The 25407-nt window shown below is 40.9% G+C and carries 22 protein-coding genes; 8 read left to right on the top strand and 14 right to left on the bottom strand.

Annotation, left to right across the window (positions count from 1 at the left end):
* Positions 1-246 precede the first annotated feature (246 nt).
* A complete protein-coding gene (locus F824_RS0103435; RefSeq protein ID WP_019596460.1) occupies positions 247-759 on the bottom strand; it encodes an FKBP-type peptidyl-prolyl cis-trans isomerase in 513 nt (170 codons plus the stop codon).
* 137 nt (positions 760-896) lie between these two features.
* On the opposite strand from F824_RS0103435, the gene F824_RS0103430 reads away from it, so the two are divergent.
* The 3 genes from F824_RS0103430 to F824_RS0103420 all read left to right on the top strand — a co-directional run bounded on the left by F824_RS0103430 (position 897) and on the right by F824_RS0103420 (position 5229).
* Positions 897-1481: a VTT domain-containing protein gene (locus tag F824_RS0103430; protein WP_019596459.1), complete on the top strand. Its 585-nt coding sequence runs from the start codon at positions 897-899 to the stop codon at positions 1479-1481.
* A 146-nt stretch (positions 1482-1627) separates the two neighbouring features.
* The gene (uvrA, locus tag F824_RS0103425) at positions 1628-4444 is read left to right on the top strand and encodes an excinuclease ABC subunit UvrA (RefSeq protein WP_019596458.1); all 2817 of its coding nucleotides are present in this window, start codon (positions 1628-1630) and stop codon (positions 4442-4444) included.
* A gap of 182 nt (positions 4445-4626) precedes the next feature.
* Entirely contained in the window at positions 4627-5229 is a 603-nt protein-coding gene (locus tag F824_RS0103420) for a trimeric intracellular cation channel family protein (protein WP_026333468.1), read from the top strand.
* A gap of 116 nt (positions 5230-5345) precedes the next feature.
* On the opposite strand, the gene F824_RS0103415 is transcribed toward F824_RS0103420, so the two are convergent.
* Positions 5346-6479 (bottom strand): DUF4221 family protein, encoded by a 1134-nt coding sequence (locus tag F824_RS0103415; protein ID WP_161629739.1) that lies wholly within the window; start codon positions 6477-6479, stop codon positions 5346-5348.
* A gap of 281 nt (positions 6480-6760) precedes the next feature.
* On the bottom strand, positions 6761-7651 hold the full coding sequence (locus tag F824_RS0103405) for a UbiA family prenyltransferase (RefSeq protein WP_019596454.1): 891 nt from the start codon (positions 7649-7651) through the stop codon (positions 6761-6763).
* Positions 7652-7739: 88 nt separating this feature from the next.
* On the opposite strand from F824_RS0103405, the gene F824_RS0103400 reads away from it, so the two are divergent.
* Genes F824_RS0103400 through F824_RS0103390 form a run of 3 tightly spaced genes read left to right on the top strand, consistent with a single transcriptional unit; the run spans position 7740 to position 10491 of the window.
* Complete coding sequence (locus F824_RS0103400) at positions 7740-8816, top strand: type III polyketide synthase (protein ID WP_019596453.1); 1077 nt, start codon at positions 7740-7742, stop codon at positions 8814-8816.
* Complete coding sequence (locus tag F824_RS0103395; protein ID WP_019596452.1) at positions 8813-9520, top strand: methyltransferase domain-containing protein; 708 nt, start codon at positions 8813-8815, stop codon at positions 9518-9520. The genes F824_RS0103400 and F824_RS0103395 overlap by 4 nt, the downstream gene beginning before the upstream one ends.
* A gap of 47 nt (positions 9521-9567) precedes the next feature.
* Complete coding sequence (locus F824_RS0103390; protein WP_019596451.1) at positions 9568-10491, top strand: mechanosensitive ion channel family protein; 924 nt, start codon at positions 9568-9570, stop codon at positions 10489-10491.
* 289 nt (positions 10492-10780) lie between these two features.
* Here the strand turns inward: F824_RS0103390 and F824_RS0103385 are convergent, their stop codons facing one another.
* The 4 genes from F824_RS0103385 to F824_RS0103370 all read right to left on the bottom strand — a co-directional run bounded on the left by F824_RS0103385 (position 10781) and on the right by F824_RS0103370 (position 15127).
* A complete protein-coding gene (locus F824_RS0103385; protein WP_019596450.1) occupies positions 10781-11851 on the bottom strand; it encodes a BF3164 family lipoprotein in 1071 nt (356 codons plus the stop codon).
* A 424-nt stretch (positions 11852-12275) separates the two neighbouring features.
* Positions 12276-13349, bottom strand: a complete 1074-nt coding sequence (locus F824_RS0103380; protein ID WP_019596449.1) for a BF3164 family lipoprotein — start codon at positions 13347-13349, stop codon at positions 12276-12278.
* 88 nt (positions 13350-13437) lie between these two features.
* Entirely contained in the window at positions 13438-13698 is a 261-nt protein-coding gene (locus F824_RS27410) for a hypothetical protein (protein WP_139189614.1), read from the bottom strand.
* Between the two features lie 229 nt (positions 13699-13927).
* Positions 13928-15127: a 6-bladed beta-propeller gene (locus tag F824_RS0103370; RefSeq protein WP_019596447.1), complete on the bottom strand. Its 1200-nt coding sequence runs from the start codon at positions 15125-15127 to the stop codon at positions 13928-13930.
* A gap of 409 nt (positions 15128-15536) precedes the next feature.
* Here F824_RS0103370 and F824_RS28110 point away from each other — a divergent pair, with 409 nt between their 5' ends.
* On the top strand, positions 15537-15698 hold the full coding sequence (locus F824_RS28110; protein ID WP_019596445.1) for a hypothetical protein: 162 nt from the start codon (positions 15537-15539) through the stop codon (positions 15696-15698).
* A 212-nt stretch (positions 15699-15910) separates the two neighbouring features.
* Here the strand turns inward: F824_RS28110 and F824_RS0103355 are convergent, their stop codons facing one another.
* The 7 genes from F824_RS0103355 to F824_RS0103315 form a co-directional block, all read right to left on the bottom strand.
* Complete coding sequence (locus tag F824_RS0103355; RefSeq protein WP_019596444.1) at positions 15911-17032, bottom strand: BF3164 family lipoprotein; 1122 nt, start codon at positions 17030-17032, stop codon at positions 15911-15913.
* Positions 17033-17533: 501 nt separating this feature from the next.
* The gene (locus tag F824_RS25525) at positions 17534-18526 is read right to left on the bottom strand and encodes a glycosyltransferase family 2 protein (protein ID WP_019596442.1); all 993 of its coding nucleotides are present in this window, start codon (positions 18524-18526) and stop codon (positions 17534-17536) included.
* Positions 18519-19886: a hypothetical protein gene (locus F824_RS0103340; RefSeq protein WP_026333467.1), complete on the bottom strand. Its 1368-nt coding sequence runs from the start codon at positions 19884-19886 to the stop codon at positions 18519-18521. The genes F824_RS25525 and F824_RS0103340 overlap by 8 nt, the downstream gene beginning before the upstream one ends.
* Before the next feature lie 716 nt (positions 19887-20602).
* A complete protein-coding gene (locus tag F824_RS0103330) occupies positions 20603-21445 on the bottom strand; it encodes a hypothetical protein (protein ID WP_019596439.1) in 843 nt (280 codons plus the stop codon).
* A gap of 101 nt (positions 21446-21546) precedes the next feature.
* Entirely contained in the window at positions 21547-21717 is a 171-nt protein-coding gene (locus F824_RS27400) for a hypothetical protein (protein ID WP_154654322.1), read from the bottom strand.
* Between the two features lie 102 nt (positions 21718-21819).
* Positions 21820-23013, bottom strand: coding sequence for a GTP-binding protein (locus F824_RS0103320; protein ID WP_019596437.1), 1194 nt, complete (start codon positions 23011-23013; stop codon positions 21820-21822).
* A gap of 2 nt (positions 23014-23015) precedes the next feature.
* Positions 23016-23462, bottom strand: a complete 447-nt coding sequence (locus F824_RS0103315; RefSeq protein WP_019596436.1) for a hypothetical protein — start codon at positions 23460-23462, stop codon at positions 23016-23018.
* A gap of 184 nt (positions 23463-23646) precedes the next feature.
* Here F824_RS0103315 and F824_RS0103310 point away from each other — a divergent pair, with 184 nt between their 5' ends.
* The gene (locus F824_RS0103310) at positions 23647-25404 is read left to right on the top strand and encodes a MutS-related protein (protein ID WP_019596435.1); all 1758 of its coding nucleotides are present in this window, start codon (positions 23647-23649) and stop codon (positions 25402-25404) included.
* The last annotated feature ends 3 nt before the right edge of the window (positions 25405-25407 follow it).

Raw genomic sequence — 25407 nt, 5'->3', positions numbered from 1 at the left:
TTCCTCGCAGAACACTCCAAAGCTTTCGCAAAAGACACAAAGAAAAAAAACAAAGAAACTCTAGTACCAAAAAACCTCTGCGGACTTCGCGTGAAACTTTGCGCTCTTTGTGAAAAAACACTTCATGCAGAGCGCACAAAGGATTTCGTAGAAGGCCCAAAGAAAAAAATGAATTCTAGTGACAAGAAAACCGCTGTGTGGGCTGCGCGAAACTGTTTCATGCAGCCCATACAGAGGGACTTATTTTTAATGTTGGTGTCCACCGGGTCCGTGGACGTGGCCATGTTCGAGTTCTTCGGGGTCGGCTTCTCTGACACTGACCACTTCGCCGGAAAAATAGAGGTCAAAACCTGCCAGCGGCGGATTGAAATCCATGTGGATGCCTTTGTAATCCACCTTCAGGATTTCTCCACGGAGTTGGTTGCCCTGATCGTCCTGCATGGGGATGACCCTGCCGACTTTCATTATGTCTTTGTTTTTCTTCCCATCTTCCTTGAAATTGGACTTCGGAACCACTACCCGCTTGCTTTCGTCGTAATCGCCATAGCCATTTTCAAAATCGATGAAAACTTCGAAAGTTTCCCCAGCTGATTTCCCCATCAGGACCGCTTCAAACTTGGGCAACAATCCCACAGTTCCGAACAGAAACTCAAAGGGTTTATCCTTGGTCACTTTTTCGTAAAAAACCTTGCCATTTTCGCCGTCGTCCACGTGCAATTCATAGGCCACCGATACTACTTTATTTTTATCTGCTTTCATTTTCTCGTTGTTGACATACTGTACACAAAGAAAAAGAAAATTCACAGAATGAGTTCCCTGAATCGGAAATATTAAAATGGTAAATTAGGCCTAGGCTTATGATTTTTAACACAGTTTCAATCCTAAATCCACGGTATATGGGAAAGGAAATCTTGAATGAGAAAAGTAGATTTTTGGTCAAAAACATTCTCAGGGGCTTTTTATATTTGGCAATATTGATATTTGCTTTTTTGCTCATCAAAAACACCATCGGTGAAGAGCAACGGGAACTTTGGTTTGGCGGTATTTATGACAATCCGCCCATGGTAATCACCGTGTATGTGGTTTCGGAAGTGCTTTTTGGGATCATTCCTCCGGAGGTATTTATCCTTTGGTCCTTAGAAACGGAACATATGAGTTCCTATCTGACCAGTATTGGCCTGCTGTCCATCATCTCTTATATTGCTGGATTTTTGAATTTCACTTTGGGCCGCTTATTGAAAAACAATGGGAAAATCATGCAAATAAAAAATAGGCTCCTCAAGAAGCAGATTTATCTGTTCAAAAAATACGGGGCTTTTTTAATAATTGTGGCAGCGGTCAGTCCAATCCCTTTTTCGGCCACTGCACTCCTCTGCGGTGCTGGGGGAATGCTTCCAAGGACTTACCTTCTTTATAGTTTGCTGCGGATTGTTCGTTTCTATGTTTATGGGATTGTTTTGGCAAATATCGAGGAGTTATGAACAAGGTTCTTAATCATTAAAATCAAGCGATATAAGAAGGCTAAAACACCTAACTTTTTAAATCCATCGGGTTTTACCTACCCGTATGCGGTTAATTTTTCCAACAAATTATCAATTCAAAGGTTGAATGGGTATCTTTGCAAATTATGAGCGTAAGCACAAAAGCCTCCGAAATCGACATCGATTCCCTCGATCCCAGATCTTTTATCATCATCAAGAATGCCCGGGTAAACAATCTCAAAGGCCTGAGTGTGGCCTTACCCAGAAACAAACTGATTGTCATCACCGGACTTTCAGGTTCTGGAAAATCGTCTTTGGCTTTTGACACCCTTTTTGCCGAAGGCCAAAGAATGTACGTGGAAAGCCTGAGCTCCTATGCAAGGCAGTTTTTGGGCAGAATGGAAAAACCCGATGTGGAGTACATCAAAGGAGTTTCCCCCGCCATCGCTATCCAACAGAAAGCCTCCACCAAGAACCCGCGCTCCACGGTGGGCACCACCACCGAGATTTATGATTACCTGAAATTGCTTTTTAGCCGTATTGGAAGGACCTATTCGCCGGTCAGTGGGGAAGAAGTGAAGCACCATACCGTTACCGACGTGGTCGATTTTATCCATGGTTTTGCCGAAGGCGAAAAGGTGATGATCGCCTGCCCTCTCCAATTGATCAATGGCCGGGACCAGATCCAGGAATTGGAATTGCTGTTGCAGAAGGGTTTTACAAGAGTGCTCATTGACGGAGAGGTCCATTTTGTGGAAGATTTGGTCAATGAAAAAAAGACGCCTAAGGGAGATTATGAAATCCTGATAGACCGTGCGGTCATCAAAAAAGAGGATGAGGACAACCAATTCCGAATTGCAGATTCCGTGCAGACCGCCTTTTTTGAGGGACATGGAGACTGCTCCATCATCTTTCCGGGGCAGCCCAAAAAGACATTTACAGACCGTTTTGAACTGGACGGCATCAGCTTCGAGTTGCCGTCGGTGAATTTTTTCAGTTTCAACAATCCCTATGGGGCCTGCAAAACCTGTGAAGGATTTGGCTCTGTGTTGGGATTGGACCCTGATTTGGTCATTCCAGACAAAAGCTTATCCGTTTTTGAGGGAGCGATTGCCCCTTGGCGGGGAGAGACCTCCGGCAAATGGCTGGAGCCCTTGGTGAAAAAAGGGATCTATTTTGATTTCCCGATCCACCGTTCCTACGAGGATCTGAGCGAAGCAGAGCAACAACTTCTCTGGACAGGAAACCAGCATTTCAGAGGATTGACGGATTTCTTCGAAGACTTGCAAACCAAATCGCACAAAATCCAATACCGCGTCATGTTGTCCAGGTTCAGGGGCAAGACCACGTGTCCGGATTGTAGGGGAACAAGGCTGCGAAAAGACGCTTCCTATGTCATCATCGATGGAAAATGCATCACGGACATCGTCCTGATGCCGATCGAAAAGGCCTTGGATTTCTTCGGAAACATCCAGTTGAGTGCACCTGAAAAAAAATTGGCCAACCGACTTCTGATCGAAATCCAAAACCGATTGTCTTACATCGATCAGGTAGGCTTGGGCTACCTGAATCTCAACAGGCTAACTTCATCCCTCTCGGGTGGGGAATTTCAAAGGATCAAACTGGCCACTTCTCTGGGTTCTGCCTTGGTCGGGTCCATGTATATTTTGGATGAGCCCAGTATCGGCTTGCATCCACGGGATTCGGACAGGCTGATAGAAGTCCTAAAATCCCTCAGGGATATCGGGAATACCGTGATCGTGGTGGAGCATGAGGAAAAGATAATGAAAGCAGCCGACCAGATCATTGATATCGGACCCGAAGCTGGCGTAAAGGGTGGGCATCTGATGTTCCAGGGAAACCTAGAAGAGCTTATGATCCATTCCAACACGTATACTGCCCAATATCTCAGGGGAGAGGAAAAAATCAATATCAAAAAGGGCAACCGAAAATGGAAGGACAGCATCTTGGTCAAAGGTGCAAGGGAAAACAACCTAAAAAATCTGACCGTCAAATTTCCCCTCAATACTTTGACCGTCATCACCGGCGTCAGTGGTTCGGGAAAATCCACTTTGGTCAAAAAAGTACTTTATCCCGCACTTGGAAAGATTTTTGGAACCGTGATCGATGAAACGGGAAGATTCGACAAGCTGGAAGGCGACTACAAGAATGTCACCCAGGTAGAATTTGTGGACCAAAACCCCATCGGGAAATCCTCCCGTTCCAATCCTGTCACGTATGTGAAGGCCTATGACGCCATCAGAACACTCTTTTCGGAACAACCGGTCTCAAAACAACGCAATTACAAACCCGCATTTTTCAGTTTCAACGTGGATGGCGGACGCTGTGAGGCCTGTCAGGGAGAAGGGATCACGACTGTGGAGATGCAGTTTATGGCAGATATTCACCTGACCTGTGAATCCTGCAAGGGAAAGCGTTTCAAAAACGAGATCCTGGATGTCAAGTACAAGGAAAAAAGCATTTCCGATGTGCTGGGGATGACCATTGACGAGGCCATGGATTTCTTCCAGGGAAAAACTGCCATCATCAACAAACTCCAACCCCTGCAAGAAGTTGGATTGGGCTATATCGGGATGGGTCAATCTTCCAGTACACTCAGTGGTGGCGAAGCACAAAGGGTCAAACTCGCTTCATTTCTAGGAAAAGGAGGAACGAAAACAGGAGACCATATCTTGTTCATCTTTGATGAACCGACGACCGGACTCCATTTTCATGACATCAAAAAGCTGCTGCATTCGATCAATGCCCTGATCGAGCAAGGACATTCGGTCATCATCATCGAGCACAATACCGAAGTGATCAAATCCGCGGATTGGGTCGTCGACTTGGGTCCCGAGGGTGGGGAAAGGGGTGGTTATGTCACCTTCGAAGGTACTCCGGAAGCCTTGATGGAAGTAAAAGATAATTTTACGGCCAAATATCTCCGGGAATCCTTCAATTGATCCTTTCCTTGATTTCCCGTAATACAGGATTGGATTTGTAAATCCAATCCCGTCTGAATCTTCAAGGAATCAGAATAAAGGAATAAAAAGAAAAATTTCGACGCAACCAATTTTGATTGGCAGAATCTGTCTTTGCAAAAAAGCAATTCCCATTTCAATCGCATTTTTACAATTCCCAACACATGGATTTACAATACCCTTTAGAACTCGTAGGAACGTTTGTCTTCGCCATCTCAGGTGCTTTGGCGGTGAGGGATCTCGAACATGATGTCTTTGGTGCTGGTTTTACAGGTTTCATCACCGCGATTGGCGGAGGAAGCTTGAGGGACATGTTACTGGGGAGCTATCCCTTGGTCTGGATTGGGGATGTGTATTTTCTGTACGCCATTTTTGCGGGGGTGTTTATCGCCTTTATTTTTCCAAAAATGATGCTCAAACTGCGGAGAACCATGTTTTTATTTGACACACTGGGGATAGGGTTTTTCACCATTTTGGGTGTGGAAAAGGCCCTGAGTCTCGGTGTCAGACCTGAGATTGCAGCCATTATGGGGATGTTTTCCGCTGTCATGGGCGGCGTATTCAGGGATACGCTGACCAATGAAATCCCAATTCTTTTCCGAAAGGAAATCTATGCTTCCGCCTGTCTTGCGGGTGCGATCCTATACCTGATCCTGAATTATTTTGGGTTGGAAAGGGATTACAATATGCTGATTTCCATTTCCGTCATTATCAGTATTCGCCTTATCGCCGTCAAATACAAGCTCAGTTTGCCGAGATTGGACTAAAATATTCCAGTAAAAGGACGGAATTTTGATTGTTTTTTCAGGCTAGATTGAAAATTTAGAACAAAATTTACACGGACTGGATTTGAGGATCCCTTTGGGAAGATTTTTACAGAAGATCAAAAACTCAAGCGGACAAATCCCAATTCATCTTCAATGTTTTTGGCAATCCATATTTTGCCATCTTTCACAAAATGGGTGTTGGGTACTTCTTGAAGTTCCGAAACCAAGCCCTCTCCCAAAATCTTGAATTCCTTGTCCAATACGGTTAGAAAAACCCTACTTTTGGCGCGCTCCCCCTCCTCCAGTGGAACGTCTGATGGGATACTTTCATAAGAAAACCTGTAGAATTTTTGGTTTTTGGGATCCCAAACCGGCGCCAGAAAGGTGATCTCGGCATTGATGTCTGTCATGACTCTTTGAAATTCGGCATCGGATTCCACCTGGTTTTGATATTTTCCGGTTTTGGAGTTTTTGGTGAGGGCATTGTTGTATTCTACTTGATAGAGCGAATCCATATCCAAGTCGTAGATCAAGAGGCTGTTGAATACAGAATTGGAGAGGATGAGTTTCCCCTCTATTTCCTGTATTTTTTGATCAGCCGCAGAGATCATTGTCATCTGTCCAGTCTGGAGCATTACCGAAAAATCTGCCAACTTTTCAAATCCCGGCAAAGCATGTTTTTTCAGGGTTTTGTTTTTGAAATCCACTTTGGCGAGTGTATGAGTTTTGGAGGTCCAGTTGCCCAATATTCCGTAGATGTTATTGCCTTCGTTGGTGAGGATGGCCCTGCGGTTGAAGCTTTCGTACTGTTCCAGAGAATCCCCTTCAAACTCCTGCCCTTTGAGCGTATATGTTTTTATCTTTTCCTTGTTGAAACCAAACAGGCCCATGTCCTGAAAATTGGCAAAGAGAATCTGGTCTTCACCCAAAAGCGAAATCCAACTGATATAACTTCCGATTCCGTTTGGCCCTTCCTTTTCGAAAGTCAGCTTTTCTTCAAGGCGGAGTTCATCAAGGTTGATTTTCTCCAGAATCGAATTGTCCTGATCCCAGTTGAAGAGGTATTTCTTGTCTTTGGAAATGTCTGAAATCCAGAGATTGTTTTTTAGGTTGATGATTTCCTGACCCGGATCCACCATCACGGTGTCCATCGAAAAATTCATGGTTTTGTAATCCATGGCAGATTCCTTTTCTGAAGAACCACAAGCCATCAAAAACAGTAGGGAAAAAACAGTCAATGTATTTTTCATCGTCATCATTTATTTACTATTCAGTCTTACAAATCCCAATTCGTCCTCCATGCTTTTATTGTCAAATTCTTCATCCCTTAAAAAGCAAGAGCCAAGAAACCAATATTGTCCAAAAATCTTCCTCGCATATTTTCCCAATCCAAAATTTGAACTAAAATATATTGCTTTTATTTCAGGAATGAAACCCATTTCCCGAAATAAAATTGGGGAATGGGTTTAATAGGATAGAAAATCAAAGGCTTGAACTCAAAGTTTAGGAATTGGCAACCTTCCGATTTGCATCAAAACACCTGAAGAATCTGGGTGTTTTCGAGAAAATACCAGGCGAAGAAAACATTGAGGGCCAAAGCGGAAATGCGGTTCATCCACATGGCCCAGGTGTAGTTTGCATATTCTTTTTGGTCCTTTTGGATAAACCTGAACCAGACCAGAAAATATAAGATCACGGGAAGCATCGCCAATAAAAAACCATAAAAAGCCCATTCCTGATTTCGGCTGAAAAAGAAAGTGCCAAAGGCGATTCCCGCTACCAGAAACCAAACCGAGGAGAACAAAAATGTCCCTTTGATCCCAAGTTTCAGGCTGAGGGTCTGGTCCCCTCTTTTGCTGTCTTCCTCGTGCTGATACACCTGGGTAAGTGGATAAGAGCCCAAAAGCATGATGCTGGTGAGCAAGCCCGGAATCACCACATGGGGTTTTGAAAAAACCTCCCAACCAAAATCACTCAATCCAGCATAACACATCACGAAAGTGAAAAAGCCTTGGAAAATTCCCGCAGTGATCCAACTGAGGTAAGCATATTTTTTCAGTCGAATGGAAGGATGGCTGTACGCCATAGAGACAAGACTGTACACCAGCAGCATCGAAACAAAGGCCCAATTGATCAGGGAACCGAGAAAAAGTGAAACCACAAAAAACAACAAGGAGAGATAATACAAACCTTTTGTTACTTTGGGGGGATTTTTCAGTCCTCCAATACTCTTTTCGTCCTTGTCGAAATAACTGTTGTAGCCATTGCTGGAGGGATACAGAAAAAGATGGAGGGCCACGAAAACAATCAAAAGCCTTTCGGGATTATGGTTTGGAGTAAACGCAAGCGCAAAAATGAAGACCGGAAGCAAGTAAAATGAAAAAGGGATGCGGAGGTGTTTCCAGCTGGATAGTTTTAGCATAATTAAATTTTTATTTTTAACCTTTACAATTGGTGCTTGTTTCGTATATACCGTACAATTTATTAAAATTAAGCGTAAATTAAATTGAATGAACAACCATATAGCGAGTATAGGTACGGCCAACCCGGGAGAAGCCATTCCCCAGATGCAAATTGGCCGCTTTATGAAACTTGCCCATGGGCTTGAGGATGCGGAAGCCAGAAAATTAAATTTTGTTTATCGCCTGTCCGGGATTCAAAACCGACACAGTGTATTGGAGGATTTTAAACATGTGACCCCATCGGATTTCAAATTTTTCCCACAAAACGAATCTCTCGAGCCTTTTCCATCCACCCAGGCACGCATGGAGGTTTTCCGAAAGGAAGCCGCTGGATTGGCCATTCGGGCGATCGACAAATGCCTGGGAAAGACCAACACTACCCCTTCGCAAATTACCCACTTGATCATGATATCCTGCACGGGCATGTATGCTCCGGGCGTCGAGATGGACATTATCCATCAAATGGGTTTCAGCACCGATGTGGAGCGGTATGCCATTCACTTTATGGGTTGCTACGCTTCCTTTAACGGGCTCAAACTGGCGGACAGAATCTGTGACAGCGAGCCTGAGGCGAAGGTACTGGTGATCTCGGTGGAATTGTGCACCCTGCATTTTCAAAAAACCTACAATGACAACAATCTCCTGGCAAATGCCATTTTTGGAGACGGAGCGGCCGCGGCCCTGGTCACCAAAAAAGGGACGGGCTTGAAAATCAAAAAATACAAAAGCCAGATCTTGCGGGAAGGAGAAGAAGATATGGCATGGTCCATCGGTGATTTTGGGTTTGAGATGAAACTGAGCAAGTATATTCCCGACTTGCTCAACAATGGCATCAAAAGACTTTCGGAGAGCCTGGAGGCCAACTTCAATTTATCCAAAATCCCCCATTTTGCCATTCACCCCGGGGGAAAACAAATCCTGCAAAAGGTCGAGGAAGCGTTTGGGATTTCAAGCACTCAAAACCAAGCCTCACATGACATTCTTTCGGCCTTCGGCAATATGTCATCCGCCACGATCCTGTTCGTTTTGGAGAAATGGTTGGATCAGGAAGACAAAAAAGGGGAAATTTTGGCGATGGGTTTTGGCCCGGGCCTTACATTGGAAACCTTATTGTTGGAAAAATGAGCAATAAATTCACCAAGCGAAGCTACCAAAAGGAAATCATGGATAACCTGGAAGTCGATGGGCCTGTTTTGTCCCAAACGCTGAAGGAACTCCGCACGATCAACAAACTCCTTGGGGGAAATTATGTCACCACCAACGGACTGGCCAAGATCATGGGGCAGAATCCCCAGCCCAATTATGTGATTGCGGATATCGGCTGCGGGGGCGGGGACATGATCAGGGTGATGGCGGATTGGGCAAAGAAAACAAAAAACTCCTGCCAGTTCATCGGCATTGATGCCAATGCCAACACCATTGAAATGGCAAAAAACAATCTCAAAGATCTTCCAGAGGCCAGTTTTAAAACCCAAAATATTTTTGATCCCGGATTCGCTGACGAAAAAGTCGACCTGATCACCTGTACACTTTTTACGCATCATTTTACGGATGAGGAACTAATTTTACTCCTAAATTCTTGTAAGGGGAAGGCCAAACTTGGGATAATCATCAATGACCTGCATCGGCATCCCGTCGCTTATTTCAGTATCCGGTTTTTGACACGCCTTTTTTCACGGTCCACAATGGTCAAACATGACGGACCCTTATCTGTTTTAAGAGGATTCAAAAGATCCGAATGGCACCACATCCTGAACAACTCAGGTTTCTCCAATTTTGAAATCCGTTGGAATTGGGCCTTTCGGTGGCAGGTGATTTGTTTTATTTGATCAAGATTGGCCTGGCAATTCATATTTCATTCACCAATATTTAAAACATGAAACTAGATTTAACAACTTTAGAAATCATCCAACAGCGGGCCGTTGACTTGGCTTTTCAACTGGGGCCAGCCTTGTTCAAAGCCCTTATTTTATTTTTTATCGGTCGGTATGTAATCCGTTTGCTGACCAATCTCCTGAATAAAGTCTTTTTGAAATACGATATCGATGCCTCGCTGACCTCATTCTTGAAAAGCCTGGTTACTGCAATTTTATATGTGCTCTTGGTCATCAGTGTAGCCACGACTTTGGGCATGGAGATGACCTCCTTTGTCGCCATGCTGGGTGCCGCAGGTTTGGCTATTGGTTTGGCCCTTCAGGGTTCTTTGGCCAATTTTGCCGGCGGGGTTTTGATTTTGATTTTCAAGCCCTTCAAGGTTGGCGAAACCATAGAAGCGCAAGGCACGATCGGGTCAGTGGAAAGCATAGACATTCTCTACACCAAGGTTAGGAATTTTGACAACAAGGTCGTGACGATCCCAAATGGGGCTTTGGCAAATAACTCCATGACCAATTATTCACAGAAACCCACCAGAAGAGTGGATATGTCTGTGGGCGTGGCCTATGGCACGGATTTGAAAAAAACCAGGAAGGTAATCTTGGATACCTTGAAAAAAGATGAGCGGATCCTTGAAGATCCAGCTCCTGTGGTTTATTTCACAAATTTTGGAGACAGTTCCCTGGACCTCACAATACGCTGCTGGGTTGATGCGGCCAATCTATGGCCTGTGTTTTGGGACAACATGGAGGAAATCAAGGAGGCCCTTGAAACCAACGAAATCGAGGTGCCATTTCCGCAAAGAGACGTCCATCATTACTATCCAGAAGGGAAACCGGGGGAAAAACCTGAGGGAGATCTTAGGGAAAAGCCTGAAGAAAAACCAGGTCAAGAAGCTGAGAAAAAAGATACGCTTCCCGAATAAATTAAAAAAAGGTGCTGAAATCGATTCAGCTCCTTTTTTGTTTTATAAATCTGAATTGGTATTGATCTACAAAAAATAAGACTGTAAAAAGCATACTTTACTCAATTGACTTTAATATGTTATTCCCCATATTATTTAAACTGCGCAATAATAATCCCAACACGACCAATTATACTCCTGAGAATAACCCTTGGCTATCACTGGATCCCATACCTAGACTTTTTTTCCAAGAACACTATTGATTCAGCTTAAAAACTGTAACGGAATGCCATACATCTTTCTTCCAAATTTAGAAAACTCCAGGTGGCATTCTAAATACAGCAATGCCCGGATCTTCATCAGTGGTTAATCCGTAAATCTTATTTAGCTCTTCGTCAACTACTATGGAGTGGACAGACCTGTCAAGATCAAACTTGAGAATCGGTTCACCTTGTCGGGTAAAAACAAATATTTTCTTAGCTAATTCGCTGGTTTCCTTATAATGAGCTTCATTTAAACCCCCGTACAATGCATAAATCCTTTTATTGGAAATATAGACATCACGATATCTAAAAGGATTTGATATGGGAATATCCAGAGGCATAGTGGCTTCATAAAAATTAAATTCGGGAAGCTCTGCGGATGGGCCGTCAATGGTTTTTATTTCTTTTGTTTGTAGGTCAAAAATTTCCAATCGGTCTCTGAATATTGAAGCATTTACAAGCAATTTAAAGTCATCATCAGTCTTAAACCAGCCTTGGTTGAGATGAAAATGATGGAAATAAGACATTTCTTTTTTTCCTTCGACATGTTCCCACTTTCCAAATCCATTGATCTTTTTTCCTTGAAGATTAATTTCCACGAATTTGTTTTCATCGTATGTGGGAATTCCGATGAAAGTTGAATCCGGTGAAAAGTATATTGATCCCAGTGGGGTTTCAGAAGTAGGTATTCTAAATTCCCTGATCCCAAGCCTGGAACTGTCAAAAATATGGTATTCGATATATTTTCTATCCATACCACTGTACATGACGAATGTGCTGTCAGAAAGTCCGGGATTATAGACTTCAACTGATTGGGCTTCCAATGGGCCAAATCCTATTTTCCCTTTCGAATTAAAGTAAGTTATTGGGTCTTTTCTAAAAATATGGATTAAGGGTAGATCTGGAGGCATTCGATAATCTTCGATGATAAAAAGAAAGCCACCTTGACTAAATAGTCTCCTTGGATTTAGAATGTTGGAATTATCTGATTTTTCGGATACTAAATAATAGGACACTAATTTTTCGGGATTAAATTCAGTATCATTTTTTGGGGATGGATTGCAAGAAATAATAAATATAGATATATATAGCAGTAGTTTAAAGAAGGTTGGTTTCATTGATGATATGTTTTACGAAGTGGATTAAATGATAGGGGTAGGTTTTACCTCCCCCTATCCCGTAATTGATTTATGGACAGTATGATCCACCATAATAGGTGCGATCCCAAGGAAAGAAGGGATCCATCTTTTGTGACACAGCCCACACCTTGGACCTGACTGCATACCCAAACGTCCAGTGTAAGATTTTTCTCCTTTTGATTTCCGGACAAGTTGTAAATATTTGATTTTGAAACAAGATAAGTAGGTCGTTGGATAACCTCCGGTATATTTCACTTATATTCCCTGATCACCCCTTAGACAATCAATTGTACTCCGGACAGAAACACTACACTGGCTACCATGAATGCCCATCCGTGAGCTTTCCTTCCCAGAAACACAATGGTAATAGCCATAACCGAATGATAAGCATCTTTTTTCAAATTTAGAAAACTCCTGGGGGAATTTTAAATACAGCTATTCCAGGATCTTCATCGTTTGTCAGGCCATAAATCTCTCTTTTTTTCTCATTTATGACGAGTCCCTGGATCGACCTATCTAAGTTAAGCTTTGCCAATGGCTCGCCGCTATGAGAAAAAACATAAATTTTTCTTGCTATTTCTCCCGTTTCTCTAATTGCCTGGTCATTAATCCCTCCATAAAGCGCATAAATATGGCGAGTTGAAAACGACACATCCCTATATCTGAAAGGGTTACTGATTGGAATATTTAAAGGAACATTTGGACCATAATTTTCAAATTCCGGTAAATTAAGATCTGGCCCGTCAATGACTTTGAATCCCTTGGATTTATAATCAAAAATTTCCAACCTATCTCTAAAAATACAGGCTTTTACGTAAATGCCCAGTTCTCTATCTCCCTTAAACCAACCTTGATTCAATACAAAATGGTTAAAATTGCTAAATTCTTTATGCTTTTGCATTTTTTGCCACTCTCCGTATTCTGCTATTCGCTTTCCCTCTTTATCAAACTCAATAATTTTACTGGAATCATTAGTTGAAATTCCAATATAGGTGCTGTCGGTAAGAGGAAACATTTTAATTATGGAATTTACATCACCAGGCTGTTTAAACTGATCTATTGAATATCGACTACTATCGTTTATATTAAATTTTGATAAGACTTTATCCATTGAGCTATAAACAAAAAAAGTATTGTCATCAAATCCTTTTTCTATAAGTGTTGTGCTTGGGATTTCTCCAGGTCCAAATCCAATAACTCCTTTAGATTTAAAATATCTCCAATTATTAATATCTATTATGTGGATTAGAGGTAGCTCGGGTGAAATTCTTCGATCTTCCAGGACTATCAGATGTTCCCCTATCATCTCCACTTTCCAAGGATCTATAAATTCCTTGAAATCGTATTTCAAAGAATTTATATTAATCACTTTTATTTTTTTTTCATCTAATACAATATCAGTTTCATATAATAAATCATCATTACATGACATACAAAAAGTCAAGAACAGTATAGAAATTTGTATTTTGGTTTTCATCTTTAAAAAGCAATTCAATTATAAATAATTTTTTTGAGGTCCTAGTTGACCTTTTAAATTTGGTCAACTAGGACGTTTAAAAGTGTAATTAAGGGCAGGTTGAGCTACTAAATAATCTATAATCTCGGTCAAACCACATAGAACCATCATATGTGCCGCAACCTTCACTATTAGATTTACAACAAATCCAACTTTCTCCACCACCACTACTCGAACTAGACTGTGCCAAAGCAGCATTATCTATGGTGATAAAGGGGTTTTCCAATGTGAATTTCACATTTAAGAACAAAGCCATAAAGAAAATCCCCATAGCAACCGTTTTTGCGATTTTGTTTAATTTCGTGTTCATTTTTATTAAGTTTAATTTAAATTTTTTTTAAGAATTGTGGAAATTTCGTTCCCGCTGACGTTTGGGTTTTCTATGTTCAGAAAAGCTAAAATTAAGGCAAAGATCAAGTCATAACCGGCCTCCTTTCTATTGGGTCCGAAGTAAAGCTGTTATTATTCTTGTATTCGGACGTGCTCATAATATGGGTTTTTCAAAATTTGTAAGGAGGAAAATGAATTAGTATCATTTTTCATCGATATTCCTCTTTGAGCCTCATCAGCAGAATGACCGGATTATCCTCCGGCTGGACAGTTCCAACCCCGGGGATTTCAATTATTTTTCCTTCATTTGTATGCCAAGGTAAAACAATATCTACTAGATAATCACCATGCAATACTTCATGATTGACAGCATAGAAGTAGGAGCTTAAATATACTTTGTCCGGATACGTTGTTAAATCATTTACAATATCTCTCGTGTGGAAAATTTGATCTGTTTTTTTAAAATGAATATAATGGTGCAGATGATTTCTAATGCCTGTTTTGAAATAGTATGAAAATGCGATAATGTCTGAATCGAAGATATTTAGCACCGGGAACGAAGCTAATCCTTCGGTTTCATTGTTGAGATAGTTTTTTTGTTCTTCGATATTTTTTAACCCAATGGAGTTGTCTATTCCGTACCCTTCGAAGTCTATGGTAAGGACGGGATTAGCCTGCATGCCTGAAAGTTGAAAAAATGTAGTATTGTACATCAAGGAAGCAAATATATCCCCATTTCTATTTGTTGTCATACTTTCGGTGTTTGGTGAGAATGACGATCCATGACTTCTGATTTTTTTACTGAATAATGCGACTGGAGGTTGACCTTCTTTGAATGCTATTATATCTGCATTTACCGATTCATTGCCGATTTGGTTCTCCAGCTGTTGTGAGGAAAAGTAGTAGATGTTTTTCTCTTTTTCCTTTCTCATCGAATTTGCAAGTGGTAGATACAAAGGAATTTCCTTGATAATCTCAAAATCAGGAAGAGCATATTTGATTATTCTCGAGTTATTTCCTCTAAAGTCAAAAACATCAATATAATTTTCTTGCTCGTCAACCATGAATCTTTCCATTCTCATGTATTGATCAGGACCATCTCCTTTTTTCTGAAGTTTTGAAATAAATTTTCCCTTCAGGTCAAAAATTAGAATGGCTTGTTGGTCCACATCTCTTACATAGAGGAATTTTTCTTTGATCACTATTTCATGGGCTTTACCTATTATACTTTCTTCGTTTGTTTCTAGTCGGATATAGGATATAGTATCCGTTAGCGTTGAAAGGTTTATTGATGGAAGGGCTGTATTGGGGTTGATAAACAAAGTGTTTTCAGAAATATTGTTTTCTTTCCCGCAGCCCAAAAATCCCAATATGCAAGTTGCTAGAATGAGTCCGTTTTTTATTTTCATATATCATTTATATTAATAATTTAATTGTAACAAATAGCTCATCTTCCAACAAAGTAAAAGATGAGCTATTTTCACTAAACACATTGACATCCTGATGAGTCGCACCGAGATCTAAGTAGACCTGGACAACAAGCAGTACAGCAGCTTTGAGTTTGTCCACCAAAGTATCCCTCATAACAGCAGGCACCTCCTGGACAGTTATCTGCATTTGGAGATGTACAGTTCCCGCTACTAGTTTGAGCCATTACAGCATTGTCTATTTTGATAAAAGGATCCTCCAAGCTCACCTTTACATTAAAGAAAAGTGCCATAAAGAATATCCCTATTGCGACTGCTTTTGTGATTTTGTTTATTTTTGATTTCATTTTTCTCATGTTTAATTTAATGATTGATTTTCAATTGTTGTGGTATGCCGTTTCCACCCAAGGTTCCGGCTTTCTACATCCTGAAGAATGCCAAAAATCAATTGGATCAAGTCATGGCCGACCTCCTTTCTTTTACGTCCAAAGTAAGTTTATTCGCCTTGCGATTTCTGGACGGGTTGGAAATATTGATTTTTGAAACAAGATAAGTTGGTCGTTGTGTGACCTCCCGGTATATTTTTCCTATATATTCTCCGATAACCCCCAGGACAATCAGTTGGACACCGGAAAGGAACATTACATTGGCTACGACAGAGGCGCAGCCCTCTCTAGAAGTTCCTTCCCATTAACACTATCGGTTCAGGTAAAATAACATAATCCAATGCCGAACGTATTTTTTACCGACAGTTTTTTTTGAAGACTAATTGGATCTTGTTTTATTACTTTTCAACTCCGTTAAAATATCACTTAAATCAAATTTGAAAAATTGATCAGATTGAATATCGAAGGTGTAAAGTTCATTTTGGATAAAATCGATGTCGAAGGAGGAAATAAAATTTGGCAATTTTAATTTTACTATAGGCTTTCCATTCCAATCAAATAGAAGAATGGAGGGTAATTTTTTTCTTGATTTTTGATATATTTGCTCCTCTTCATTGATATATAATACGCCGAAAAATTCATCATACACCCGAATATCAGAAAATCTAAATATTCTTTCATCCCAAACCAAATTCTCAATTAATCTTATATTGTCTAATTTTCCTTCCAAACAAATTGTTTTTTCAAATAAACCATCGAGTGAATAGAGATTAATGTAATTTAGCCCAAAATGCATTTCAACAATTATTTTGTGTTGCTCACTTAATTTAGTCATTGTTGACAAAATATTATAGTTCATACCACTTGTTACTGAGGATAAATTGAGTTTTTCCATTGTATAGTTCATGGTTCGGTTTCCTTCATTATTTATATATCTGAGTTGTTGGGTTTCCATATCACCTATCTCTTTACAAAAATATGTATTGCTATCAATCACTATAAAATCAAATAAATATTGTGGCAGAGAATCGTTAATAAGAGATATAAATAATTCCTTATGTTGTATAGACTTATAAACATCCAGCTTTAACAACTTGCCATATTCAAAATCATATATATAAGCTTGTAAAGTGCCGTTTTCCTTAGTTAACTTCATTTTATCTGATACACTTGGAGATGAAGAAAGTTCTAGTGGTCCGTCTCCAATATTTAAAAAGTCACCCAAATGATGGAGTTCAGGAAGAGAAAAAATTTTCCAATTGCCATTATTTTTTCTGGTAGATAAAATCATAATACTGTCTTGAATAACAAAATCCCAAACTCCTACTATGTCTATACCTGTATCCTTCTTGTTTTGGAGTACAAATTCTTTTGGGAATTCTTGGACATATTCCACAGAATCCAGAATCATGTATGTTTGATTGTCTAATTTATCGGTATTACAACTCAATAAAGCTAGTAATGCGAATGTTGCTACTAATGTGTAAATGATTTTATTCATCTTTTATAATTATTAAAAATTTATTAAATAATAATATTAAAATCACCTGTCTTGAGTAAAGGCAAGACAGGGGTTTTGAGAGTATAAAATCAGTACGTATGTACTGATTAACAACCCCAGCAGGTACTTGTACTACCGGAACCCGCACTATTTGGTACGTATGTGCATGATCCGCAATACATAGCCGGATACCCAACCCTAGTGGATATCGTGTTCCAACATCCTTTCGGGCTAGGACTATTACAATTTTGGAAAGAAGAAGAGTTAGTTTGTGCGATTACCAAATTATCTAAATGTATAAAAGGATCATCCAAGCTCACCTTCACGTTAAAGAACAACGCCATAAAGAATACCCCCATTGCTACTACTTTTGCGATTTTGTTTACTTTTGTTTTCATTTTTATTAAGTTTAATTTAAATTTTTTTTAAGAATTATGGTGATTTCGTTACCACTAACGTTTGGGTTTTCTATGTTTAGAAAAGCTAAAATTAAGGCAAAAATCAAGTCATGACCGGCCTCCTTTCTATTGGGTCCGAAGTAAGGTTATTCTCCTTGGGATTTACGGAGGGACGGAAAATATTGGTTTTGGAAACAAGATAGGCGGGTCGGTGTGTGACCTCCCTGTATATTTTACCAATATATTCTCCTATTACGCCCAAGACCATCAGTTGTACTCCGGACAGAAACATTACGCTGGCTACCACAGAGGCCCAGCCTGGGACTGTCTTTCCCAGCCATACCATGATAATTGAATATAGGCCATAGGAAAATGCGACGAATGCAAAAAACAACCCTGCTGCAAGGGCAAACCGTAAAGGCTTGATACTTGTAGAAGTGATGCCGTTACTTGCTAGGTTCAACATGTTAATTAAGCTGTATTTCGTCCTACCTGCATGTCTTCCTTCCTCCTTGTAACAGATAATGGCCTGCTTATAACCGATCCATGAAAAAATTCCTCTCAGATATAGGTTTTCAGTTTTGATATCTCGAATAATGTCAGCCACTTTTCTGTCAATCAACCGAAAATCCGCTCCATTTTTTACTATTTGATGATCGGCCAGCCAGGATAGAACCTTGTAATATACTGAGGATGTCCATCGCTTGAGTACTAATGGTTGCCCTTGGTTTTTGCTTACTGCAGTGACAATATCGTTACCTTCTTGCCATAAGACGATCATTTCAGGAATTACCTCCGGCGGTTTTTGCAAATCTGCATCTATGGTGACTATGCAGTTGCCTTTAGCGTGATCTATTCCCGCCTTGAGGGCAGCCTGATGCCCAAAGTTTTTGGAAAAACTGAGGTAAGAAATCCTCGAATCCTTCAGGGATACAATGTCTATTACCTGCTGGGTAGGGTCGGTGCTTCCGTCATTGACCAGAATGATTTCATAGCAATATCCCTCCAATGTGTTTTTCATTCGGTTCAGTAAAACCGGAATATTTTCGGCTTCATTGTAACAGGGGACGACCACGGATATCAAAAAGTCATTCATACTCGATCAGGTTAAAGAGTGGATCTGTTGCTTCCGCCTCGCGTTTTTTATCAATGAGTTCTATTACATTGGATTTGGTGGATTCACTGTCCTTCCAATCGGCTGTTCTGAAGTAGGTCTGTATGCCTAAAAAGAGAAACCAAGTACAACACACCGCCAGTAGGGGTACTTTTGCTTTTGTATGGGAAGTCAGCCATTGATCCAGCTGCCAAACCAACACCAAAGCTATCCCTGCCATACTCAGGTACATATAGCGGTCCGCAGAAATGACCGGTCGGGGAAGGGGAATGATATGCAGTACCAAAAGGAGGTTGATGAGGAAAAACAGAAATCCAAAAACCACCAGTTGGTTTCCCTTACGATAATTGTCCCACACGAAATACCCGATAATACCAACCAATACAAGGTATCCCCAATAATAAAGGGGGAGCGATTCTCCGGGTGATATGGGAAAGGGATGGAAGAAATAAAGTTTGGCTGGTGCCAGAAACCGGAAGATATATTCCACAAAACTGTGCATGCCAAATATAAACCTTTGATAAAAAGGGTATCCTACATCAGGATTTATACCTACATTATTGTTGATCCAGGAGAAATACCAAAATGCCAAGGCAAGAAGAAGAAAAGGGGTTTTTTCCAATAGGACTCTGGAGGTTAAGGTATTCTTCCAAGTCAAGTCTTTAAACCGTCCAAACACATAATCGAAAAGCATCAGATTAAGGGGAAGGATAATGGCCTGCTCCTTGGAACCAAAGCCAATAGCATAAGCCAATCCGACTGCGATTAGCCAAGGAAAGTGCATGGTTCGGATATAGCGGATATAGCACCAAAGAGCAGTTAATGTAAAAAATGCGTAGAGCAGGATTTTGGAAGCACTGATCCAGGCTACTGATTCCACCTGGAGGGGATGGATGGCAAAGATCAACGCCGTAAAAAATCCAAAAGCATTGATTTTTGAGTTGGGAGCGGACGGTAGGAATCTTAAGACAAGTTTTCTCACGATCCCATACACCAACATGGTATTACACACATGAATGAGAAGACAGGCAGAATGAAATACTGTAGCCTTCATTCCAAACAACAAAACAATTCCGCTGTAGAAAATAGAATTGACAGGAGAATACTGCTGATGCCAAAAATGAGTGAAATGATAAAATATATAGTCGAATGAGATGTCATGTACCAGAGGGTTTTCCAGCAGCTGCCAGGTGTCATCCCAAGCGAGTTGGAAATCATTAAAGAAAGTGGGAAAAAATACAATGACACAAAACCCAAAAAGTAAAGGAACCAAGCTCTTCCCGTTCGGTAATGATACATGTCTAAAAAGAGTAGATGGTTTTTGAATAATATTCTTTTCCATAGGATTTTTTTGTATTCTAAAAATACAAAAAACAAAATTTTTAAAATTGGACAGAATTGGACATTATAGATTAAAATAAGACAAAAAGAGTAAGCAGTAAAAAAAATCCATACTTAGAGCTGAGAATCAGGCATATTATCGTTAGCCCGATTTTTAAAAAAAAGCAAATCAATTTGTAGTTTATTCAATAACCTATATATTAGGTAATCATTAATGTTATATTTTAAAGCATACAACTCCTTACTTTTTTATGAAAACACGTGCAAAGTCCAGACAAGAAGTAGCCGATGAGTACGGCATATCAACAAAAACATTCACAAGATGGTTGAAAAAAGAGGGTTTGGTAATATCCAGCGGGTTGCTTACACCTAAGGAACAAGCATTGATTTATGTTTGCTTTGGCAATCCCAGGCAGAAGGTTTAAAATAGAAATATATTCTGTTTACCCCTTCATAACGATTTCTCCTTGGTGAGCATGTAATATAAATTCATTTCAAATCCCTTTTTGAAAAGGTGTTCATGTAAAGAATTGGAAAGAACAAGAAAAACAAAAAATCACCTCCCTAGGCTTAACTTCGTTTTTTTTAATCCAATTCTTGATATCTACTGAAACGTCTAACCAAGGTTTGTTCCCACCAAATCTATTATAAAAATTAACCAACTGAAAAATTACATTTTAAAGCAATTGATTCCGATTGTTTTGCCCCAACACCCACTTATCGATCAAAAGTAACGGTATATGATTTCCCATTGACCGTCACGGTAGCCTCTTTGTCGCAGGCACCCACACCATAATCGATATTGTATTCTGTGGTATTGTCCACGATGATTTTTAAAATTCCGGCACTCGGGATCCAGTTTCCGGTATCGGTACAGGTTTGCAGGTAATTCAAAACATTGCCAATGTTGGCGATATAGTTCTTTCCTTCCCTGCTTGTTCCGATTGAGTTGCCGGTTACCTCGACCTGAATACCCTCTCCACTGGATGGAAGGGATATTTTACGTGTATGATTCAGTGTGATTGTGGCAGACTTCGCATCAGGCCAAGTCACCTTTCCATCGGCAATGGTGGTTTCCAGCGTGATGGTTTGTGCATTTAGGTCAACCCCTTTGTTGACAGTCCTTCTGATGCCTTCCAACTTTTTTCCATTCACTTCAAAACCCTCGAAAGTAGCCGTGATGACGGTTCCAGGAATATAAAAAAGTCCGGTATATTGAAGGATGACCTTCCCTTTTCGGATGATGCCGTTTGGACTGGTACAACCCGCACCAAAATCGATCGTGATGCGCTTGGCACCTGCATTGAAATCAACATCGGTATTGGCGCAGATATCTCCCTGAAAATCCAAAAGTGTCCTCAAGCCAAGTCCATTGCTTTGCATCGCAAAAAGCGTCAGGTTATCCACATCATTGTAGCTGGAAATCACCTCGGATTCTTCTTTGACAAGGGCGGTATCGTCAGTTGGATCCTGATCTTTGTCGCTGTCGCAGGAAGCCAACAAGACCATGGCCGCTATAAAAAGGCTGAATACGAATGGGTTAAAATAAAAATATTTCATGGTTTTAAGAGATTTTAATACAAAGAAGGTAAAAAAAAATTAAAAATTATACCCATTAAATAAGTCTCGAAATTTTTAAGTTTCCACTGACAACCGATCCTCTATTTTTCTTTTCGGGGATTGGGAGTAACCGCTGCCTTTTTTCCGGAGGAAGCACAACCAATATTCTTGGTCAGGTCGACATCTTGGGGTATTCCGCCAAAACCTTCTGAAAAATCCCACTCTTCCGCCAATTTTTCGGGATTGATTTTCTTTTCCTTTTTCATAGACATTTATACCCTGTTTTTAAAAAAATGTTCTGAATACCAAAAAAAACAGGGGCAAATGGTTCAAAAACCATAACGCAGATAGGAACTTCAAATTTTCTCCAGCAATCAGATGGGCCAATTATCGGTAAATTTCTCTCCGACCAAAAAATCGGCAAGCTCATACTTATTCAGGAGACAGGTTTCCAATTCGGCAAGAATTTCAATTTTGTCGAGGTCCTGACCAATGAGAACCAATTCATTCATGCGATCGCCGAAGTTTTTGTCCCATTTGCTTTCTATAAATTTCTGATTTTCCACGAAGGAAATATAACGGCTCCGCTCCTTGAATGGCATACTGGCCCACCAAACCCCTGCGGATTCAGCTTTCACGGAACCTCCTGCCTGAGACCATGAAAGTGCAGTATCTTTTCGGGAGGCGATATAAAACAAACCTTTGCTTCTGATCACATTTGCCGGCCAGGCATCTGAAATATACGTCCAAAATCTCTGGGGATGAAAGGGCCTTTTGTCCCTAAACACAAAGGAAGAAATTCCATATTCTTCCGTTTCCGGATTGTGCTCCTTTTCAAGTTCTTCTTGCCAACCTGCGGAATTGGATGCTGTATCAAAGTCAAAAAGTCCAGTGTTTAGAATTTCTTTCAAGGGAACCACTCCGTGATCTGTTGCAATGATTCTGGCAGAGGGATTGAGTTTTTTGAGGATTGCCTTTAATTCCTCCCGCTGGTCTGCAGTGATCAGGTCAGTCTTGTTGAGCAAGATCACATTTGCAAATTCTATCTGATCGGTAAGAAGATTGACAATCGACCTTTGGTCTTCGGGATCCTCATTCAAAAGTTGGGAATGGACCGTTTCGGAACTCCCAAATTGTTTCCCGAAATTGAAGCCATCCACTACGGTTACCATGGTGTCGAGTCGACTGAAACGGGATAGATCTATCCCGTTTTCCTCATCGACAAAACTGAACGTCTGTGCCACTGGAAGTGGTTCAGAAATCCCCGAACTCTCGATCAGCAGGTAATCGAAACGGTTTTCCTTGGCCAGGCGCTCCACTTCTATCATCAGATCTTCCCTCAGTGTACAGCAAATACAACCGTTGCTCATTTCCACCAGTTTCTCCTCCGTGCGGGATAGGGTGTTTTCGTCTCTGACCAGCTGCGCATCCACATTGACTTCACTCATGTCGTTGACGATCACGGCCACTTTCAAACCTTCTTTGTTGTGCAAAATATGGTTCAAAAGTGTGGTTTTGCCCGCACCTAAAAATCCGCTGAGTACTGTAACCGGTAGTTTTCTTTGCATTGTTAATCTGATATGATTTCTGCTTCAAGGAGGATGAAATTGAGTTCTTCGATGTCTTCCCCGTTCAATTTCAATATCCCCCTTACTTTGATGATTTCATCTGTTTTGATTTTTCTATTTGGGGCATTCTTCAAATAACCCACCACGACGCTTTCCGGGCCGGAACCTCCACAGAAAAAGCATTCCGCCATTGGAAATTTTGAAAGCACTGCAACCTTCGAGTTGTTTATATCCAAAGGAATGTAAAATCCCGAAACAGTAACTTTCTTTCCGTCAAAAGCCTTCAGCTCCTCGGGAAATTTGGGATAGAGAAAATTCATCCCCCATTCCTTGTTTAACTTTTCCACAAATTTGGTTTTGGAAAACATCGCCCACATGTCGGGCTCTGGACTGACCATGCCACTCAAGAGGATCAGCCCTGCAATCAACGTAAATACCTTTTTTTTCATCTTTATGCACCATTTATAGAGAATACCCCGGGGAAATCCCCGGGATACCGCTGTCAACCACAAATTAAATGAAAAGAAAACCACAAACTTGAGAACTCAAATATAAATGATAATTTTTATTAAATGCAACATTATTGCATTTAATAATCTCTGTGACCTGACCCAATTTCTTTATATTTGGCCCATGTTATTAAATTTAGACGATCAAGACTTGGACAAGGCGCTCAAGTCCACCCAAAGAAAAGCCGCCGGCTTCTCGATTTCCAGGCTTTTTGTATTTTTTCTGATCATGGCCATCCTCATCGTGGGATTGTCCGAGTGGACCCTTTTGTTGCTGACCCTTCCTTTTGTGATTGCGCTTTTCGTCTATCTCATCTTGGGGTTCAACAATGAAAAAGACAAAGAGGCATTTGTCCTCGAATTGAAAAGCATGGAAATCTCCAGGAATAAAAGGGCTGCCCGTGAATTGCAGGACTTTGATGCAGGAGAGGAATTTTTGGAAAAAGCGCATCCCTTCGTCAATGATTTGGATCTGTTCGGGGCCCATTCCCTTTTTCAGATGCTCAACCATACCGTCACCGCTGCCGGAAAGGCATTGCTGGTCAAATGGATGAAAGCCCCAATAAATGCCATGGAAGCACAATCGAGGTATGCTGCGATTGAAGAACTGAGGCCAAAAGAGAAATTCCTTGAAAATTTCGAAGCCGTGGGTAGGGCTTTCATCAAAACCGAAAAATCAAAATCTAATTTTTACGAATGGCTGGCGGCAAAAGACAAATGGAAGCACATTTATTTCCTACCCTTGCTTTTGGGCCCGATTGGAGGATTGTTACTCCTTGGCGCCACCCTTTACAATGATCTTTCCCCGGCGTGGCTTGGCATGTGGATTCTTCTGGGGATGTTTTTCCTTTCTTTTATTTTCAAGCGAATGCAGCAAGCCTCTTTTGCGATGCCCAACAAAGGCGACTTGAAAACCTTTGGCTTGTGGGCCGAACTCCTGGAAAAAGAGGATTTTCAAAGTCCCTTGCTCAAAGAAATACAAATCCCATTTAAGAGCACTGCAATTGAAGCTTCGATGGCGATGAAGTCCCTCGAACAAAAGAGTTTTATGATCCAAAACAGGTTCAATCTCATGTATTTGATTTTCAACCTTCTCTTTTGGCTTGACTTTTTCCTGTGGTGGCGTTTGGCCAAGTGGAAGACCAAATATGGAGAGCATTTGAATAACTGGGAAAAAAGCTTTGAAAATTTACAGGTACTGGTTTCTTTGTCCGCCTTTTCGAATGAGGAATCCTTGGATGGAAAAATCACCTGGACCCACAATGACGAATTGAGGGTAGAAAACATCACGCATCCACTCATTTTGCCTTCAAAAGCCATCGGAAATGATTTTGACTTGTCTTCTTCCCAAAAAATAGTCCTGCTTACCGGAGCCAACATGTCCGGAAAAACCACCTTTATGAGGACTTTGGGCATCAATATGGTTTTGGCAAATTTGGGATTGCCCCCTTTTGCAAAGGAATTTCAATGTGGGGATTTCCAGCTTTTTACCAGCATGCGGAATACCGATAACTTGGGTGAAAGTGTCAGCTCGTTTTATGCTGAGCTTGCCCGAATCAAGGATCTTTTGGATCAAACCGCCGCCGGAATACGGGTGTTTTTTCTCCTCGACGAAATCCTCAAAGGCACCAATACCACCGATCGCATCATGGGCAGTGAGGCTTTGATCCGACAGCTTGCAGATGCGGGAGGAAAAGGGATCATCTCCACCCACGACATTGAACTGAGCAGTTTGGAAAAAACGCTGGATTATTTGGTGAACAAAAGCTTTCACAGCGAGATCGACGATCAGGAAATCCGCTTCGATTACAAAATCAAATCCGGGCCATGCCCAAGCTTCAATGCACACAAGCTGATGGAATTGATGGGAATCAGGTTTTAGGGG

The organism is Rhodonellum psychrophilum GCM71 = DSM 17998 (genome assembly GCF_000381545.1).
GTDB lineage: Bacteria > Bacteroidota > Bacteroidia > Cytophagales > Cyclobacteriaceae > Rhodonellum > Rhodonellum psychrophilum.
Note: the sequence above shows the minus strand (reverse complement) of the source record. Positions and strands in the feature narration are given on the sequence as shown.